Origin of the sequence: Cryobacterium algoricola, from assembly GCF_004402485.1 — a bacterium.
Taxonomy (GTDB): domain Bacteria; phylum Actinomycetota; class Actinomycetes; order Actinomycetales; family Microbacteriaceae; genus Cryobacterium; species Cryobacterium algoricola.
Genome location: NZ_SOFG01000024.1, coordinates 1 through 17,347, shown reverse-complemented (window position 1 = coordinate 17,347; position 17,347 = coordinate 1). Strand labels below are relative to the sequence as shown.

The following is a 17,347-nucleotide window of genomic DNA, read 5'->3' as shown; positions in this document are numbered from 1 at the left end:
TCCCCGCTTCGGGGCGAGGCGCATCCGCTGCCGTCTGCCGGCACGACCGCCGAAACAGGCCCTTAACCGACGGATGCGCCGCCTCCCCGGACCGGGGATGGCGACGCATGCGTCTGGTGGAGCGTGGAGCGCCTGCTTAGCGCTTGCGCTTCTCGCGGACGCGCATGCTGATGTTGATCGGGCTGCCCTCGAAGCCGTAGACCTCACGCAGGCGACGCTGGATGAAGCGACGGTAGCCCGGGTCGAGGAACCCGGTGGTGAAGATGACGAAGGTCGGCGGGCGGCTCGAGGCCTGGGTGCCGAACAGGATGCGCGGCTGCTTGCCGCTGCGCACGGGGTGCGGGTGCTCCGCGGCGAGTTCGGCGAGGAACGCGTTGAACTTGCCGGTGGCGACGCGGGTGTCCCACGACTCGAGGGCGACCTCGAGGGCGGGGACGAGCTTCTCCATGTGGCGGCCGGTCTTCGCGGAGATGTTCACCCGCGGGGCCCAGGCCACGTGGGCGAGGTCGAGCTCGATCTCGCGCTCGAGGTAGCGGCGACGGTCGTCGTCGATCTGGTCCCACTTGTTGAAGGCGAGCACGAGGGCGCGGCCGGATTCGAGCACGAGGTCGATGACGCGCACGTCCTGCTCGGAGATGACCTCGGTCACGTCGATGAGCACGACGGCGACCTCGGCCTTTTCGAGCGCGGCGCTCGTGCGGAGGGAGGCGTAGAAGTCGGCGCCCTGGGAGAGGTGCACACGACGACGGATGCCGGCGGTGTCGACGAAGCGCCAGACCTTGCCGCCGAGCTCGACCTGCTCGTCGACCGGGTCGCGGGTGGTGCCGGCGAGCTCGTTGACGACAACGCGCTCTTCGCCGACGACCTTGTTCAGGAGGCTGGACTTGCCGACGTTCGGGCGGCCGAGGATGGCGACGCGGCGCGGTCCGCCGACTTCCTGCTTGGCGACGGCGGAGATCTCGGGAAGCTTCTCGAGGATCGCGTCGAGCAGGTCGGCGACGCCGCGGCCGTGCAGGGCGGAGACGGGCCACGGCTGGCCGAGGCCGAGCGACCACAGGTTGGCGGATTCGGGTTCCTGGCGCACGTCGTCGACCTTGTTGGCGACGAGGAAGACCGGCTTGCCGGCCTTGCGGAGCAGGCGCACGACGGCTTCATCGGTCGAGGTCGGGCCGACGTTGGAGTCGACGACGAACATGACGACGTCGCACAGCTCAATAGCGAGTTCGGCCTGCATGGCGACGGAGGCGTCGATGCCCTTGGCGTCGGGCTCCCAGCCGCCGGTGTCGACGATGCTGAACTTGCGTTCGTGCCATTCGCCCTTGTACGTGACGCGGTCGCGGGTGACGCCGGGGGTGTTCTCCACGACGGCCTCACGGCGGCCGAGGATGCGGTTGACGAGCGCCGACTTGCCCACGTTCGGGCGGCCGACGATGGCGATGACCGGCAGGGCCGGGAGGTAGGTGATCGCGTCGGGGTCTTCCGTCACCGAGTCGAGGACATCGAAGTCCTCGTCGTCGAGGTCGTAGTCGTTGAGCCCGGTGCGGAGGGCGGCGGCGCGCTGTGTCGCCAGGTCGTCGTCGAGATCGTCCAGCCTCGCCCCGAGGTCGGGGTCGAGATCGGGAAGTGTTTCGTCGTATTCGTTAGTCATGCGAGGTCCTCGCGGTACGTGTGTTGATGACCTCGATGACCGCGCCAATGGTCTGTTCGAAGTCGAGATGGGTGGAGTCGACGGTGTTCACACCGTCTGCGGCGCTCATGAATTCGACGACCTGTGAGTCGGCGCGATCCCTCGATCGCAACTGATCTGCCACGGTTTGAGCCGATTGAGTCGATATTTCCGCAGAGCGCCTAGCCATTCTAGCTTGTTCGGATGCCGTGAGCAGGATCCGGACTTCCGCCTCCGGTGCGACGACGGTCGTGATGTCCCGTCCTTCGACCACGATTCCGGGCCGGTCGACCCCGGCTGCGATGCTGCGGAACAGCGCGGTGAGGTGGGCGCGCACGGCGGGGATGCGGGCGACGGCGCTCACGATCGCCGATACGGCCGGCTCGCGGATGGCCTCGGTGACGTCGTCGGCGCCGACGCGCACGGCCGGGTCGTCGGGGTCTGTGCCGATCGAGTAGTCGAAGGCGGGCAGGGCGCCGATGACGGCATCCGGGTCTGCGGGGTCGATGGCCCGGTCGCGCACGTACCAGGCGAGGGCCCGGTAGGCGGCGCCGGTGTCGAGGTAGCTGTAGCCGAGGCGGCGGGCGACGGCGCGGCTGACGCTCGACTTGCCGCTTCCGGCCGGTCCGTCGATGGCGACGACGAGCGGATGCGTGGATTCAGTCATGTGCTAGCCGGCAATCCGCCAGCCGCGTGCGGCCAGCTCTTCGGTGAGGCGGGTGACGGCCTCGGGGAGCACGGAGATCTCGGCGAGGCCGAGTTCCGCGCCGGGTGAGTGCTCGAGCCGGAGGTCCTCGACGTTGACGCCGAGGGCGCCGATCTCGTTGAGGAGCCGGGCGATCTGGCCGGGCGTGTCGTCGACCATCACGGTCAGCGATACGAAGCGGCGGTCGTGGCCGTGCTTGCCGGGGAGCCGGGAGACGCCGGCGTTGCCGCCGGCGAGTTCTTCGGCGACGCGGCGGCGGGCGCCGGGAGCCGCCGGTTCGGCCAGGGCCTCGATGAAGCGGTCGAGGTCGTCGCGGTACGCCACGAGGATCTCGCGCACCGGGGCCGCGTTCGCGCCGAGGATCTGCACCCACAGTTCGGGGTCGCTCGCGGCGACGCGGGTCACGTCGCGGAGGCCCTGGCCGGCGAGGTTCAGGGAAGCGGCGGGGGCATCCGTCAGCCGCCGGGCCATCAGTGTCGAGACGACCTGGGGCACGTGGGAGACGAGCGCGACGCTGCGGTCGTGGTCCTCCGGGCTCATCTCGACGAGGGTCGCGCCGAGGTCGAGGATGAGGTCGTCGATCGCGGTGGCCTGCTGATAGCTGATGCCGTCGTGGGCGGCGACGACCCAGGGCCGGCCGAGGAAGAGGTCGGCGCGGCCGGCGAGGGGTCCCCCGCGTTCGCGGCCGGCGAGCGGGTGCGAGCCGATGTACCGGGACACGTCGGCGCCGCGCGCCCGCAGTTCGGCGAGGGGCGCGAGCTTGACGCTCGCGACATCCGTCACGATCGCGTCGGGGAAGGACTCGAGTTCGCGGGCGACGATCTCGGCGGTCACGTCCGGCGGCACGCACACGACGATGAGCTGCGGCCGGTCGCCGGTGAGGGCGGCCCGACCGGCGCCGTAGTCGATCGCGATGCTGAGGTTCGTCGGCGAGGCGTCGGCGAGGATGACCTCGATGCCGCGGGCGCGGAGGCCGAGTCCGATGCTCGTGCCGAGCAGCCCGGTGCCGACGACGCGCACGGGCCCGATCAGGCGACTTTCGACCACGGGTGTCTCCTGACTTCGTGCGGGTTGTGCCTCTAGTATTCGGTGTCCGCCCGCGAAATCGTGAGCAGCTGACCGAGTTCAACCTTAGTCAAGTCGCGCAGGTCACCGGCCCGCAGGGTGCCGAGGTGCAGCGGCCCGAACTGGCGGCGCACGAGGTCGACGACGGGGTGGCCGACGGCTTCCATCATCCGGCGCACGATGCGGTTGCGGCCGGAGTGCAGGGTGAGCTCGACGAGGCTGAAGCCGTCGCCGGGAGGGCTCGTCAGGATGCGGGCCTTGTCGGCGTTGATCGGGCCGTCGTCGAGTTCGATGCCGGTCTGCAGCAACTGGATGGTCTGCGCGGTGACGCGACCCTCGACCTTGGCGATATAGGTCTTCATCACGCCGAAGGAGGGGTGCGCGAGGATGTGAGCGAGGTCGCCGTCGTTCGTCAGGATGAGCAGGCCGCTCGTCATGGCGTCGAGGCGGCCGACGTTGAAGAGGCGCTCCTCGAACTGCTCGGTGAATTCGCGCAGGTCGGGGCGGCCGCTCTCGTCCTGCATCGAGGAGACGACGCCGACGGGCTTGTTCAGCATCACGTAGCGGCGGCTGGTGTCGAGCTGGATGGCGACGTTGTCGACCATGATCTGGTCGTGGTCGGGGTGGATGCGCCGCCCGAGTTCGGTGACGACCTTGCCGTTCACGCGCACCCGGCCCGCGGCGATGAGGTCTTCGGAGACCCGGCGGGAGGCGACCCCCGCTGAGGCCATCACCTTCTGCAGGCGCACGCCGTCTGCGGCGGCTTCCGGGTTGGTGGGCGTGCCCTGGGGGTCGATCGTCATGGTGAATCCTCAAATCCATTTGCGCCGTCTGCGAGCAGGGGCGATAAGTAGGGCAACTCGTCGAGCGAGTTGATTCCCAGCTGTGTGAGCAGCAAGTCCGTGGTGCCGTAGTTGATCGCACCGGTCTCACTATCGGTGAAGACCTCGGTGATCAGGCCGCGCCCCACGAGGGTGCGTACGACCGAGTCCACGTTAACGGCCCTGATTGAGGCTACCGCCCCGCGGCTGATCGGTTGCTTGTATGCGATCACGGCGAGGGTCTCGAGGGCGGCCTGGGACAGTTTGCTCGGGTTCTGGGTGAGCACGAAGTCGGCGACGATGACGTCGTGTTCCGGGCGCACGTAGATGCGCCAGCCGCCGGCGACCTCGCGCAGTTCGAAGCCGCGCCGCACGGTGCCGTCCCGGCCGTCGAAGTCGGCGACGAGCCGGGCGATCGAGCGACGCACGTCGCTCAGCGGCCGGCGGAGCGCGGTGCCGAGGTGCAGCAGACTCTGCGGTTCGTCGGCGACCATCAGGATCGCCTCGAGGGAACGGTCGAGGGCGGCGGCCTCCGCGGCGAGTGCGCTGCCGGGCGCGCCGGCTGCGGGCGTGCGAGTCGTGCCGGGCGTGCGGGTCGCACCGGGGCCGGCCAGGGTGTCAGTTGTCATAGTCCGCTCCGAGGTTCGCGAGGGTGTCGTCCGACCAGTCGTCGTCCGGAGACGCCGCGGCGCTCCAGTGCAGGCTCAGGTCGCCGAGGGGTTCGAGCTGGTCGAAGGAAAGGAAGCCGCGCCGGTAGAGCTCGAGCACGGCGAGGAACCGGGCGATGATCACGCCGGTCAGTTCGACGTCGGCGATCAGTTCACGGAAGGTGAGGGTGTCGCCGGAGCGCAGCATCCCGACGAGCCAGGCCGCCTGCTCACGGATGCTGACCAGCGGCGCGTGCAGGTGGTCCAGTCCCACGGTGGGCACCTCGCGCGGGGTGAGCGCCCGGGTGGCGAGGGCGGCGAAGTCGGCGAGCGAGAGCGTCCAGACGAGTTCAGGGGTCTGCTGCCGGAACTTGTCCTCGAGGCGCACGGACCGCACGTGCCGGGCGGACTCGACCTCGATCCGGCCGAGGAACCACGCCGACGCGGTCTTGAAGGCGCGGTACTGCAGCAGGCGGGCGAAGAGCAGGTCCCTGGCCTCGAGCAGCGCCGCATCCTCGGCGTCGACGAGTTCGCCCTGGGGCAGGAGCCCGGCGACCTTGAGGTCGAGCAGGGTCGCGGCGACGACGAGGAATTCGCTCGCCTGGTCGAGTTCCTCGGCCTGGTCGAGTCCCTTGAGGTGGGCGATGAACTCGTCGGTGACCCTGCTGAGCGACACCTCGGTGATGTCGAGTTCGTGCTTGCTGATCAGGGAGAGCAGCAGGTCGAACGGGCCCTCGAAGTTGCCCAGGGCGACCGAGAATGTCCGCGTCGGGACGGTGTCAGGCGACAGCGCCACGCTGGATCAGTTCCCGCGCCGCCTGGCGGTAGGCCTTGGCCGCCGCGTGTTCGGGCGCGAACTCGGTGATCGGCACCCCGGCGACGCTCGCGTCTGGGAACTTCACGGTGCGGCCGATGACGGTCTCGAGCACGCTGTCGCCGAACGCGTCGACGACGCGCTCGAGGACCTCACGGGAGTGCAGGGTGCGCGAGTCGAACATGGTCGCCAGGATGCCGTCGAGTTCGATCGCGGGGTTGAGGCGGTCGCGCACCTTGTCGATGGTCTCGATCAGGAGGGCGACGCCGCGCAGGGCGAAGAATTCGCACTCGAGCGGGATGAGCACGCCGTGGCTCGCGGTCAGGGCGTTGACGGTGAGGATGCCGAGCGAGGGCTGGCAGTCGATCAGGATGACGTCGTAGTCGGCGGACACCTTGCGGAGCACCCGGGCGAGGATCTGCTCGCGGGCGACCTCGTTGACGAGGTGCACCTCGGCGGCGGAGAGGTCGATGTTCGCGGGCATGATGTCGAGGTTCTCGACGGCGGTCTTCTGGATGACCTCGGCCGGGGTGTACTTGTTGCCGAGCAACAGGTCGTAGACCGTCGGCAGGTCGTGGGTGGGGATGCCGAGGCCCGCGGACAGGGCGCCCTGGGGATCGAAGTCGATCGCGAGCACGCGGCGGCCGTACCCGGCGAGTGCGGCACCCAGGTTGATGGTGGTCGTCGTCTTGCCGACGCCGCCCTTCTGGTTGCAGAGCGAGATGATGCGCGCGGGGCCGTGGCTGGCCAGCGGCGCGGGTTCGTCGAATTCGTGTTTCGGCCGTCCGGTCGCACCGACGACCACGTCCTCGAATCCGGGGAGTAGTGTCCGGTCAGCCTTTTCGCGCTTCACTCCGGTGTCCTCGTTCCGTCCTGCACCCATCACTCAGTCGAGTGTACCGAGCGGATCGGCGCCCATTCGCAAGGATCGCCGGAAAGCCGCGGTTCCGCATCCGCCGGGTGAAACGGATGCCGCCGATTCAGTGATTCCGGCGGCCTCAGCGGGCGCGCGGGTGCGCGGTCGTGTACATGTCACGGAGGGTGTCCGCCGTGACGAGGGTGTACAGCTGGGTCGTCGCGACGGAGGAGTGCCCGAGGAGTTCCTGCACGACGCGCACGTCGGCGCCGCCGGCGAGGAGGTGCGTCGCGAAGGAGTGCCGGAGCGTGTGCGGCGAGACGTGGCCCTCGAGGCCGGCGCGCTCGGCCGCGGCGCGGATCAGCAGCCAGGCGTTCTGCCGGCCGAGGCGCTTGCCGCGCAGGCCGAGGAAGAGCGCGGGCGTCGCCGTGCCGCGTGCGGAGAGCACGGGCCTCCCCCGCACCAGGTAGGCCTCAACGGCCGCACGGGCGAAGCTGCCGACCGGAACCAGGCGTTGCTTGTTCCCCTTGCCGGTCAGCCGTACGACGTCGAGGTCGAGCACGTCGTCCACGTTGAGGTCGACGGCCTCCGAGATGCGGGCCCCGGTCGCGTAGAGCAGTTCGAGGAGCGCCTTGTCGCGCAGTTGCTGCACGTCCTCGCCGTCGGTCGCGGCGAGGAGCTGGGTCACCTGTTCGATGCTGATGGCCTTGGGCAGCCGGGTGGCGAGCTTGGGCGGTTTGACGTCGTGGGCAACGTCGGCGTCGACGAAGGACTCCTCGAGCAGGAACCGGTGCAGTCCGCGCACGGTCGACAGCATCCGTGCGATCGACGCGGCCGTCAGCGGTGACTCCGCGCGGGTCGCGAGGTGCCGTACGAACGCGGAGACGTGCAGCGCGGTCACCTGCCCGGGTTCGGTGATGCCCTCGGTGTCGAGCCAGCCTGCGTAGACCACGAGGTCGCGCCGGTAGGCGGCCACGGTGTTCGCGCTGAGCCCGCGCTCGATCGCGACGTGCCGCAGGAACGCTTCGATCGCCGCCGCGACCGTCATCGGCCGGTGTGGGCCCAATTGTTCGGGTGCCGCGGCCAGGGCAGGTCGGCGGCGCCGAGGCTGCTCCAGTCGCGCTCCTTCGCGGCGAAGGCGGCGAGCACCGCGATCACGAGCGAGGGGTTCTGCACGCGGCGCGCGAGCACGGCGTCGAGGCAGTCGGCGAAGGGGACCCAGCGGATCTCCATGTCGGCTTCCTCTTCGGTGCGGGCGAAGACCTCCGGCGCGGCGGTGAGGCCGCGGGCGAGGTAGATGCGCAGGGCTTCGTTGCTGCCGCCCGGCGAGGTGTAGAACTCGCTCAGCACGTTCCACTCCGCGGCGACGTAGTCGGTCTCCTCGGCAAGCTCGCGCTTGGCCGCCTCGACCGGATGCTCGTTGGCTTCGTCGAGGAGGCCGGCGGGCAGCTCCCACTCGCGCATGCCGACGGGGTGCCGGTACTGCTTGATCAGCAGCACCCGGTCGTGCTCGTCGAGGGCGAAAATGGCGACGGCGCCGGTGTGGTCGACGTAGTCGCGCACGATGTCGGAGTCACCGTAGCGGAAGGTGTCCGTGCGGATGTCCCAGACGTGGCCGGCGAAGACCACGTCGGACTCGGAGACCACCGCGGAGGCGACCTCATCCTCGAGGAGTTCGGTCACGGCTCAGGCCTCGGCGCCGACGACGTCTGCAACGTCGACGGTGTCGTTGCCCTCGTTGACCTCGAACAGGCGGCTGGCCTGCTGGCGGTCGAGTGCTGCGCCGATCAGGCCGCGGAACAACGGATGCGCGTGGCTCGGGCGGGAGCGGAGCTCCGGGTGCGCCTGGGTGCCCACGTAGAACGGGTGCTCGGCGCGGGGCAGCTCGACGTACTCGACCAGGTGGCCGTCGGGAGAGGTCCCGGAGAACCACATGCCGGCATCCGCGATCTGCTCACGGAACGCGTTGTTGACCTCGTAGCGGTGGCGGTGACGTTCGGAGGCCGAGGGGGCTCCGTAGAGTTCGGCGACGAGAGAGCCCGCGGCGAGGTCTGCCGGGTAGAGGCCGAGGCGCATGGTGCCGCCGAGGTCGCCGCCGGCGATGATCTCGACCTGCTCTTCCATGGTCGCGATGACCGGGAACTCGGTGTCCGGGTCGAACTCGGAGGAGGACGCCCCGGTGAGGCCGGCCTTGTTGCGGGCGTACTCGATGACCATGCACTGCAGGCCGAGGCAGAGGCCGAGCACGGGGATGCCGTTCTCGCGGGCGAAGCGGAGAGCCCCGAGCTTGCCCTCGATGCCGCGCACGCCGAAGCCGCCGGGGACGCAGATGCCGTCGAGGTCTCCGAGGAGGCGGGTGGCGCCTTCCTCGGTCTCGCACTCGTCGGAGGCGATCCAGCGGACCTGGACCTTGGTCTTGTGGGCGAAGCCGCCGGCGCGGAGGGCCTCCGTGACGGAGAGGTAGGCGTCGGGCAGGTCGATGTACTTGCCGACGAGGCCGATCGTGACCTCGTGCTTGGGCTCGCGCACGGCGTCGAGCACCTTCTGCCAGCCGGTCCAGTCGACGCTCGTGACGGGCAGTCCGAGGTGGTCGGTGATGTACCTGTCGAGGCCCTGCTCGTGCAGCACGGCGGGGATCTCGTAGATGCTGGGCACGTCGATGCAGTTGACCACGGCGTCTTCGTCGACGTCGCACATCAGCGCGATCTTGCGCTTGTTCGCGTCGGAGACGGGGCGGTCGCTGCGCAGCACGAGCGCGTCGGGCTGGATACCGATCGAGCGGAGCGCGGCGACGGAGTGCTGGGTGGGCTTGGTCTTCTGCTCGCCGGCCGCACCGAGGAAGGGCACGAGGGAGACGTGCACGAAGAACACGTTCTGGCGGCCGAGTTCGTGGCGCACCTGGCGGGCGGCCTCGAGGAACGGCTGGGACTCGATGTCGCCGACGGTGCCGCCGATTTCGGAGATGATCACGTCGGGGCGCAGCGCGTCGTCGGCCTGGAGGCGCATCCGGCGCTTGATCTCGTCGGTGATGTGCGGGATGACCTGCACGGTGTCGCCGAGGTACTCGCCGCGGCGTTCCTTGGCGATGACCTGCGAGTAGACCTGGCCGGTGGTGACGTTCGCGGCCTGGTTGAGGTTGATGTCGAGGAAGCGTTCGTAGTGGCCGATGTCGAGATCGGTCTCCGCGCCGTCGTCCGTGACGAAGACCTCACCGTGCTGGAACGGGTTCATCGTTCCCGGGTCCACGTTGAGGTAGGGGTCGAGCTTCTGCATGACGACGCGTAAGCCGCTGGCCGTCAGGAGATTGCCGAGGCTTGCCGCCGTCAGGCCCTTGCCTAATGAAGAAACGACACCACCAGTCACAAAGATGTGCTTGGTTGTGCCGTCTGAATTGTCCGCGTTTCTATTTTCCACCACGGGCTTCGACTCTATCATCGGATCTTCGTGGATCCGCCAGCACTCGCGAGGTTCATCAGTTCGCGGGCGTGTTCGAGCCCGCTCACGGAGTCGGGCAGGCCGGACAGCAGCCGGGCCATTTCGGCGGCGCGATCGTCGCCGGTCAGCTGGCGGACACTCGACTCGGTGACCGAGCCGTCGCTGTTCTTGACGACGCTCAGGTGGTTGCCCGCGAAGGCCGCGACCTGCGCGAGGTGGGTCACCACGATGACCTGGGCGGTCTCGGCAAGCCGGGCGAGCCGTCTGCCGATCTCGATCGCGGCGGCGCCGCCCACGCCGGCGTCGACCTCGTCGAAGACGAAGGTCGCAACCGGGTCTGTCGCGTTGATCACGACTTCGATGGCGAGCATCACCCGGGACAGTTCGCCGCCGGAGGCGCCGCGGGCGAGGGTGCGCGGTTCGGCGCCCGCGTGCGGGCGCAGCAGGATGCCGACCTGGTCGCGGCCGTGAGCAGTGAGCTCTCCCCCGCTGTCGACCTCGACCACCAGGGCGGCGTCGGGCATCGCGAGCGCGCTGAGTTCCTCGGTGACTGCGGTGCCGAGGTCCACGGCGGCGGCAGTGCGGATGACGGTGAGCCGGTCGGCGAGCGCCTCGACCACGAGCAGCTCGGCTTCGGTGTCGGCACGAAGCTGCTCGATCCGGTCGGTGTCCCCGTCGAGTTCGAGCAGGCGGGCGCTGCCGGTGTCGAGGAAGGCGATCGCCTCGTCGAGGCCGCCGGCGTACTTGCGGGCCAGGCCGGTGAGCACGGCCCGGCGTTCCTGCACGATCTCGAGTTCCCGGGCTCCGTCGGCATCGAGGCCGGCGAGGTAGCTCGAGAGCTGCGCGGCGACATCCGCCACCAGGAAGCCGGCATTGGCGAGGCTCTGCGCGAACTCGGACAGGGCGGGGTCGTGGTCGCCGGCCCGCTCGAGTTGCCGGCGGGCGGCGTCGAGCAGGGTGACGGCATCCGGCAGGTCGTCGGGGTTCTCTTCCGCGGAGAGGAGCTCACGGGTCTGGGCGGCGGCGAGGCGGAGTTCTTCGAGGTTGCCGAGCCGTTCGGCGCGGGCGGTGAGCTCGTCGTCTTCGCCGGGCTGTGGGGCGATCGCCTCGATCTCGTCGATGGCGGCGCGGAGCTCTGCGGCCTCGCTCGTGCGCTCGTCCTGCTCGGTCACGAGGCGGGCGAGTTCGGCGCGGTCGTCCTGCCAGCGGTGGTAGTGGGTCTCGAAGTCCGCGAGCACCGGGCCGAGTTCGGGGCCGGCGTAGCGGTCGAGGGCAGCGCGCTGGGCGCCGGCGGAGCGGAGCCGGACCTGGTCGGACTGCCCGTGCACGACGACGAGGTCGCCGCCGAGGTCGCCGAGCACGCTCGCGGGGGCGCTGCGGCCGCCGACGATGGCGCGGCTGCGGCCCTCCGCGGAGACCGAACGGCTGAGGATGAGTTCGGGGCCGTCGAGGTCTCCCCCGGCGTCGCGGACGCGACCGGCGACGGTGCCGTCCGCCTCGACCTGCCAGCGGCCCTCGACCCAGGTCTGCTGGGCGCCGTGGCGCACGAGGCCGGGGTCTGCGCGAGCGCCGAGCAGCAGGCCGAGCGCGGTGACGACCATGGTCTTGCCCGCGCCGGTCTCACCGGTCACGGCCGTGAAGCCGGGGCCGAGCGGGAGGGTGGCCTCCTTGATCACGCCGAGGTCGCGGATGACGAGTTCCTCGATCACGAGCGGGCCTCCCCCGCGACGGGGTCGGTCACGCGCAGCTCACTCGTGCGAGGCGCCCCGGACTCGCTCACGCGGCGCTCACTCACGTCCGACCGGTCCGCGCCAGCCCGTGACGGGCAGGTTGAACTTGTTCACCAGACGGTCGGTGAACGGGCCGGAGTGCAGCCGGGCGAGGCGCACCGGCACCGGGGAGCGGCGCACGATCACGCGGGATCCGGCAGGGAGGTCGTGCACCCGGCGACCGTCGGCGCAGAGCACCGCGGCTCCGCCGTAGTGCGCGAGCACCTCGACGGCGAGCGACGAGTCCGGGCCGACGACGAGCGGGCGGGAGAAGAGCGCGTGGGCGCTGAGCGGCACGAGCAGGAGCGCGTCGAGGCTCGGCCAGACGATCGGGCCGCCCGCCGAGAAGGCGTACGCGGTCGATCCGGTCGGGGTGGACATCACGATGCCGTCGCAGCCGAAGGAGGAGAGCGGCCGGCCGTCGACCTCGACGACGACTTCGAGCATCCGCTCACGGCTCGCCTTTTCGACCGTGGCCTCGTTGAGCGCCCAGGTTTCGTAGATGACCTCGTCGCCGAGTTTGACCCGGACGGCAAGGGCCATGCGTTCTTCGACGAGATAGTCGCGGAGGAGCGCGCGGCGCACGGCTTCGCCGAGGTCGTCGCGTTCGCTTTCGGCGAGGAAGCCGACGTGGCCGAGGTTGATGCCGAGCAGGGGCGCGGAGCAGCCGCGCACGATCTCGGCGGCGCGCAGGATGGTGCCGTCCCCGCCGAGGATGATGACGAGCTCGAGCTCGGTCGCCTGCACGGTGTCGCCGAGGATCGCGAGGCGGCCGTCGAGCTCGGGGCAGTAGGCGAGGATGTCGGTGAGCTCGGTCGGTGCGAGCACGGGGGTCGCGTCGGCGGCGAGCAGTTGCTGGCAGACGGTCACGGCAGCCTGGAGCGAGTCCTTACGCCCGGTGTGCGCGACGACAAGGATGTGCCGGGGTGATGCAGTCATCTCGTCACGCTCCCACCAGGTCCGTTGTGCGGTCGATCCATTCTGTCGGATTGCTGCCCACCCGGGCGCTCATCCAGCACAGATACTCCTGATTACCCGCCGCTCCGACGATCGGGGACGCGATCAGGCCGTTTGTGCGGAGGCCGAGGTCCCAGCCAGCCCAGAGCACGCCGGCGATCGCGTCGGCGCGGAGTGCGGGCCGGTGCACGACGCCCTCGCGGATGCTCTCCTTTCCGACCTCGAACTGCGGCTTGATCAGCAGCACGAAATCGGCGCCCTCTGCGGCCGTCGCCACGAGGGCCGGCAGCACGGTCGGGAGTGAGATGAACGACAGGTCGCCGACGACGAGGTCGGGGCGGGTGTCGATACCGGATGCCGCGGCGAGCGTTTCCGGGGTCGCGTAACGCAGGTTGAACCCCTCGACGACGGCGAGGCGCGGTTCATGGGCGAGCTCGGGGGCGAGCTGGCCGTGGCCGACGTCGACGGCGAGCACCTGAGCGGCGCCGCGTTCGAGGAGTACCTGGCTGAAGCCGCCGGTCGAGGCGCCCGCATCGAGCACGGTGCGGCCCGCGACGGGAATGTCGAAGGCGTCGAGCGCGGCGATGAGCTTGTGGGCGCCGCGGCTGACGTAGTGGTCGGTCGGCGCGACCGCGAGCACCTGGTCGGCGCGCACCTTGGTGGACGCCTTGACGACGGGGTGGCCGTCGACGGTCACGAGACCTCCGGCGATCACCTGCGCCGCTACCGTGCGCGAACGCACGAGCCCGCGGTCGGCGAGGGCCGTGTCGAGGCGCTGGTCGGGCATCCGCTCGGCGACGGGCTCGGACACGGACTCGGGGCTCGGCTCAGCGCCCGCGTTCGCCTCAGGGCCGGGGTGCACTGTCGCCGCCCTCGAGGTGGGTGCGCAGCTCGTCGTGCAGCTGCGCGTAGGCCGCCGCGCGGTCTTCGAGGGGCAGGTCGCCGATGTCGCCGAGCCGGGACAGGAGTTCGTCCGCGATGGCAACATTGTCGGGGCTGCCGCCCTGGGGGATGTCCGCTGGGTTCTGCTGCACCCTCTCCACGTTACCGTCTGAGATACAGTCGCTCCGGAACATTCAGCCCGTAGATCGGCCGGCCGGACGCCCAGATCACGGCGCACGCGGCGCGGAGCAGGTTGATCCCGCCGTCGCCCTCCGCGACGATCTCGACGTCGGCGCCGCTGATGCGCACGCTCGCGCCGGCGACGGTCGCGGTGGCCCGGTCCTTGGAGAACGCGGTCTCCGGGTAGGGCTCATGCAGCTGGCGCAGGTCGTCGAGGATGTAGCGGGGGCGTTCGTTCTCGGCGGCGGCGAGGGCCTGCTTGGCCTTGTCGATGCCGGTGAGCACGAGCACCGCGGGGATGCCGGCCCGGTTGGCTCCGAGGATGTCGGTGTCGAGCCGGTCGCCGATGAAGAGCGCGTGCTTCGCCTCGAAGCGGCTCATGGCCTCGTCGAAGATCGCGACCTCCGGCTTGCCGGCCACGATCGGGAGCCGGCCGACGGCGCTGTGCACTGCGGCGACGAGGGTGCCGTTTCCGGGCGCGATGCCGCGGGCGACGGGGATCGTCCAGTCGGTGTTCGTCGCGACCCAGGGGATCTCGATGCCGTCTTCGTTCGGGTGCAGCGCGAAAGCGGCCTCGGCGAGGTCCTTCCAGCCGAGTTCGGGCGTGAAGCCCTGGATCACGGCGGCGGGGTGGTCGTCGGCGGAGCGGGTGATCTCGAACCCGCCCTTCTCGACCTCTTTCACGAGGCCGGCTCCCCCGATGACGAGGATGCGCGCGCCGGCTGGCACCTCCTGGGCGAGCAGCCGGACGGCGGCCTGCGGTGAGGTGACGACATCTTCGGCGCGGGCGTGCAGCCCGAGTTCGGTGAGGTGGTCCGCGACGGTCTGGTCGGTGCGGGAGGCGTTGTTGGTGAGGTAGCCGACCCGCACGGTCTCCGCGGCCTTGTTCAGGCTGTCGATCGCGAACGGGATCGCGTGCGGTCCCTGGTACACGACGCCGTCGAGGTCGGCGAGCACCACGTCGACGCCGGTGAGCGGCGTCGCCGCGTCACTCATGCGTCGGCGCCTGAGCATCGGACTCCTCGTCGGTTCCCGTCGCCGGGTCCACTCCGGAGTCCGTCAGCACCACATCGATGACCTCGTCGGCGACCTCGAGCTCGTCGATCTCGTCGGACTCCTCGGACTCCTCGATCTCAGCAGCCGGCTCGTCGATTTCGGGCTCGTCGCCGTCTTCGTCGTCGTCATTGCTGTCATCGACGTCGAAGTACTCGTCGTCGGTGTCCTCTTCGTCGATCTCGAGAATCTCGATGGTCTCGTCGATGTCGGCAGCGGATGCCTGTGCGGCGTCGGCACGGTCGGCGCGCTCGTTCCACTGCGCGGCCTCGTCGACGCGACCGAGTTCCTCGAGCACCTCGGCGTAGGCCGAGAACAGCTCGGCACTGTAGGAGAACGCGGTCTTCGGGTCGAGCTGCGGGATGTCGAGCTCGGCAAGTGCGGCTTCGGTTTCACCGAGGTCGAGACGGGCACCCGACATCGCGATCGCGAGGGCCACCTGCACGCCGGCGGGCAGGGTCGAGCGGTCGACGGAACGGCCGAGCTCGAGGGCACGGTCGGGGCGACCGACGCCGCGTTCGCTGTCGACCATGAGCGGCAGCTGCGAGTTGGACCCGGAGATGCGGCGGTAGGTGCGGAGTTCGCGCAGGGCCAGGGCGAAGTCGCCCGTGGCGTACGCGGTGATCGCGAGGCTCTCCCGCACGACCGCGATGCGGCCGGCGCGGCGGGCGGCGCTCATCACGTGCCGGTGGGCGAGCTCGGGGTCCTCGTCGATGACTCGTGCGGCCATGGCGAGGTGGGCGCCGACGGCCTCGGCGTTGTCCTTGGTCAGGGTCTTGAGTTCGTTCCGCGCGAGCCGGTCGAGGTCCGCCGACGAAATATCGTCGGGGAGTTCGGGGTCGTCGTGGCGCGGGCGCACCGAACGCAGCTCGCGCTGCATCCGCTGCTCTTCGGTCATTTCCTCTTCGACGGCGCGCGCATCACGGTCGCCGCGGGCAGGGGCGCCGTCGCGGGTCCAGAGCTTCTTGCCGGCGTCGCCGCGCGGTGCTCCTGCGCGGGTCGCCGAGCCGCCGCGCTGGGTCGCGTTCGCCCAGGGCTTGCGGTCGCCACCGGACTGCGGACGCTCGGTGCGCGGTGCGTCCTTGGACCAGGGCTTGCGCTCACCGGTCTGGGGACGATCGGAATTGCCCCGGTATGCGGGACGTTCGCCGTCACGCTGCGGACGGTCGGTGCGCGGTGCGTCCTTCGACCAGGGCTTGCGCTCACCGGTCTGGGGACGATCGGAGTTGCCGCGGTACGGGGCACGCTCACCGGACTGCGGGCGATCGGAATTGCCACGGTACGGAGGACGCTCACCGTCGCGCTGGGGGCGCTCGGAATTGCCGCGGTACGGGGCACGCTCGCCCGACTGCGGGCGATCGGAGTTACCACGGTACGGGGCACGGTCGCCCTGCGGACGCTCAGAGTTGCCACGGTACGGGGCACGCTCGCCCGACTGCGGACGATCGGAATTACCACGGTACGGGGCACGCTCCCCCGACTGCGGGCGATCGGAATTACCACGGTACGGGGCACGGTCGCCCTGCGGACGCTCAGAGTTGCCACGGTACGGGGCACGCTCGCCCGACTGCGGACGATCGGAATTACCACGATATGGGGGACGCTCACCGTCGCGCTGCGGACGGTCGGAGCTACCGCGGTACGGGGCACGCTCCCCCGACTGCGGACGATCGGAATTGCCGCGATACGGGGCACGCTCGCCGCTCTGCGGGCGGTCATTGTTACCGCGGTACGGAGGACGCTCACCGTCGCGCTGCGGACGATCGGAGTTACCACGGTACGGGGCACGCTCCCCCGACTGCGGACGATCGGAATTGCCACGGTACGGGGCACGCTCGCCGCTCTGCGGGCGGTCGGTGTTGCCGCGATAGGCGGGTCGGTCACCATACTGGGGACGGTCGCCCTGGGGGCGGTCATTGTTCCCGCGGTACGGCGCACGCTCGCCGCCCTGCGAACGGTCGTTGGTGCCCTTATAAGGAGGACGGTCACCGTCGCGCTGGGGACGGTCGGAGCGGCCCTGATAGCCGCCGGATCCACTGTTGCCGCGAGCCCCGGGCGGGCGTCCGCCGTCGCGTGCGTCATTACCGTTAGTTCCTGAAGGGCTCACTGTGTCTCCTGTGTAATTGGTTGCCTCGAAGGCAGACTCGTCAAGCCTACGGCTTAACGCAAAATGGCCACCCGTTAGGTGGCCATTTTGTGTACTTCTGGTGTTTCTAAGTTAAGTCCGGCGGTGTCCTACTCTCCCACAGGGTCCCCCCTGCAGTACCATCGGCGCTGAGAGTCTTAGCTTCCGGGTTCGGAATGTGACCGGGCGTTTCCCTCTCGCTATAGCCGCCGAAACATCGTTCGATGGATCGATTCTATACTTTTTAGTTATAGACCCCTCCTAGAAGGGGTTTGTTCTCGACCGTACGTCGAGAACCACATAGTGGACGCTTGCAGCTTATTCAAACTGGTGTGTTATCAAATTATTGGCTTATTAGTACCGGTCAGCTC

General features: G+C 69.7%; 17 protein-coding genes and 1 rRNA gene. 1 reads left to right on the top strand and 17 read right to left on the bottom strand.

What is annotated here, in order from left to right; translation table 11 throughout:
* Positions 1-136: 136 nt before the first annotated feature.
* The 16 genes from der to E3O44_RS17005 form a co-directional block, all read right to left on the bottom strand.
* Complete coding sequence (gene der, locus E3O44_RS17080) at positions 137-1,648, bottom strand: ribosome biogenesis GTPase Der (RefSeq protein ID WP_134536066.1); 1,512 nt, start codon at positions 1,646-1,648, stop codon at positions 137-139.
* Positions 1,641-2,333 carry a (d)CMP kinase gene (gene cmk, locus E3O44_RS17075; RefSeq protein ID WP_134536064.1) on the bottom strand — a complete coding sequence of 231 codons (693 nt, stop codon included), beginning with the start codon at positions 2,331-2,333 and terminating at the stop codon, positions 1,641-1,643. The genes der and cmk overlap by 8 nt, the downstream gene beginning before the upstream one ends.
* Positions 2,334-2,336: 3 nt before the next feature.
* Positions 2,337-3,419 carry a prephenate dehydrogenase gene (locus tag E3O44_RS17070; RefSeq protein ID WP_241976401.1) on the bottom strand — a complete coding sequence of 361 codons (1,083 nt, stop codon included), beginning with the start codon at positions 3,417-3,419 and terminating at the stop codon, positions 2,337-2,339.
* Between the two features lie 32 nt (positions 3,420-3,451).
* Positions 3,452-4,240, bottom strand: a complete 789-nt coding sequence (locus E3O44_RS17065) for a pseudouridine synthase (protein ID WP_134450161.1) — start codon at positions 4,238-4,240, stop codon at positions 3,452-3,454.
* Positions 4,237-4,887: an SMC-Scp complex subunit ScpB gene (gene scpB / locus E3O44_RS17060; protein WP_134536062.1), complete on the bottom strand. Its 651-nt coding sequence runs from the start codon at positions 4,885-4,887 to the stop codon at positions 4,237-4,239. The genes E3O44_RS17065 and scpB overlap by 4 nt, the downstream gene beginning before the upstream one ends.
* On the bottom strand, positions 4,877-5,701 hold the full coding sequence (locus tag E3O44_RS17055) for a segregation and condensation protein A (RefSeq protein ID WP_134536060.1): 825 nt from the start codon (positions 5,699-5,701) through the stop codon (positions 4,877-4,879). Before E3O44_RS17055 ends, scpB begins: the two co-directional genes overlap by 11 nt.
* Positions 5,685-6,602 carry a ParA family protein gene (locus tag E3O44_RS17050; RefSeq protein ID WP_134536058.1) on the bottom strand — a complete coding sequence of 306 codons (918 nt, stop codon included), beginning with the start codon at positions 6,600-6,602 and terminating at the stop codon, positions 5,685-5,687. The genes E3O44_RS17055 and E3O44_RS17050 overlap by 17 nt, the downstream gene beginning before the upstream one ends.
* A gap of 115 nt (positions 6,603-6,717) precedes the next feature.
* Positions 6,718-7,623 (bottom strand): site-specific tyrosine recombinase XerD, encoded by a 906-nt coding sequence (xerD, locus tag E3O44_RS17045; RefSeq protein WP_134536056.1) that lies wholly within the window; start codon positions 7,621-7,623, stop codon positions 6,718-6,720.
* Positions 7,620-8,258, bottom strand: coding sequence for an NUDIX domain-containing protein (locus E3O44_RS17040; protein WP_134536054.1), 639 nt, complete (start codon positions 8,256-8,258; stop codon positions 7,620-7,622). The genes xerD and E3O44_RS17040 overlap by 4 nt, the downstream gene beginning before the upstream one ends.
* Before the next feature lie 3 nt (positions 8,259-8,261).
* Positions 8,262-10,010 (bottom strand): CTP synthase, encoded by a 1,749-nt coding sequence (locus E3O44_RS17035; protein WP_134536052.1) that lies wholly within the window; start codon positions 10,008-10,010, stop codon positions 8,262-8,264.
* Complete coding sequence (recN, locus tag E3O44_RS17030) at positions 10,007-11,719, bottom strand: DNA repair protein RecN (RefSeq protein WP_134536050.1); 1,713 nt, start codon at positions 11,717-11,719, stop codon at positions 10,007-10,009. Before recN ends, E3O44_RS17035 begins: the two co-directional genes overlap by 4 nt.
* 78 nt (positions 11,720-11,797) lie before the next feature.
* On the bottom strand, positions 11,798-12,718 hold the full coding sequence (locus E3O44_RS17025; RefSeq protein ID WP_134536048.1) for an NAD kinase: 921 nt from the start codon (positions 12,716-12,718) through the stop codon (positions 11,798-11,800).
* A gap of 4 nt (positions 12,719-12,722) precedes the next feature.
* Positions 12,723-13,523 carry a TlyA family RNA methyltransferase gene (locus E3O44_RS17020; RefSeq protein WP_134536533.1) on the bottom strand — a complete coding sequence of 267 codons (801 nt, stop codon included), beginning with the start codon at positions 13,521-13,523 and terminating at the stop codon, positions 12,723-12,725.
* 58 nt (positions 13,524-13,581) lie between these two features.
* Entirely contained in the window at positions 13,582-13,770 is a 189-nt protein-coding gene (locus E3O44_RS17015) for a hypothetical protein (protein ID WP_134536046.1), read from the bottom strand.
* Between the two features lie 10 nt (positions 13,771-13,780).
* A complete protein-coding gene (locus tag E3O44_RS17010; protein ID WP_241976400.1) occupies positions 13,781-14,794 on the bottom strand; it encodes an HAD-IIA family hydrolase in 1,014 nt (337 codons plus the stop codon).
* The gene (locus E3O44_RS17005; RefSeq protein WP_174775103.1) at positions 14,787-15,749 is read right to left on the bottom strand and encodes a hypothetical protein; all 963 of its coding nucleotides are present in this window, start codon (positions 15,747-15,749) and stop codon (positions 14,787-14,789) included. The genes E3O44_RS17010 and E3O44_RS17005 overlap by 8 nt, the downstream gene beginning before the upstream one ends.
* On the opposite strand from E3O44_RS17005, the gene E3O44_RS17000 reads away from it, so the two are divergent.
* Positions 15,696-16,949 carry a hypothetical protein gene (locus E3O44_RS17000; protein ID WP_134536042.1) on the top strand — a complete coding sequence of 418 codons (1,254 nt, stop codon included), beginning with the start codon at positions 15,696-15,698 and terminating at the stop codon, positions 16,947-16,949. The two genes, E3O44_RS17005 and E3O44_RS17000, sit on opposite strands and share 54 nt — an antisense overlap.
* A gap of 124 nt (positions 16,950-17,073) precedes the next feature.
* Here E3O44_RS17000 and rrf read toward each other — a convergent pair.
* Positions 17,074-17,190: ribosomal RNA gene (gene rrf / locus E3O44_RS16995) — 5S ribosomal RNA — on the bottom strand.
* Positions 17,191-17,347 lie beyond the last annotated feature (157 nt).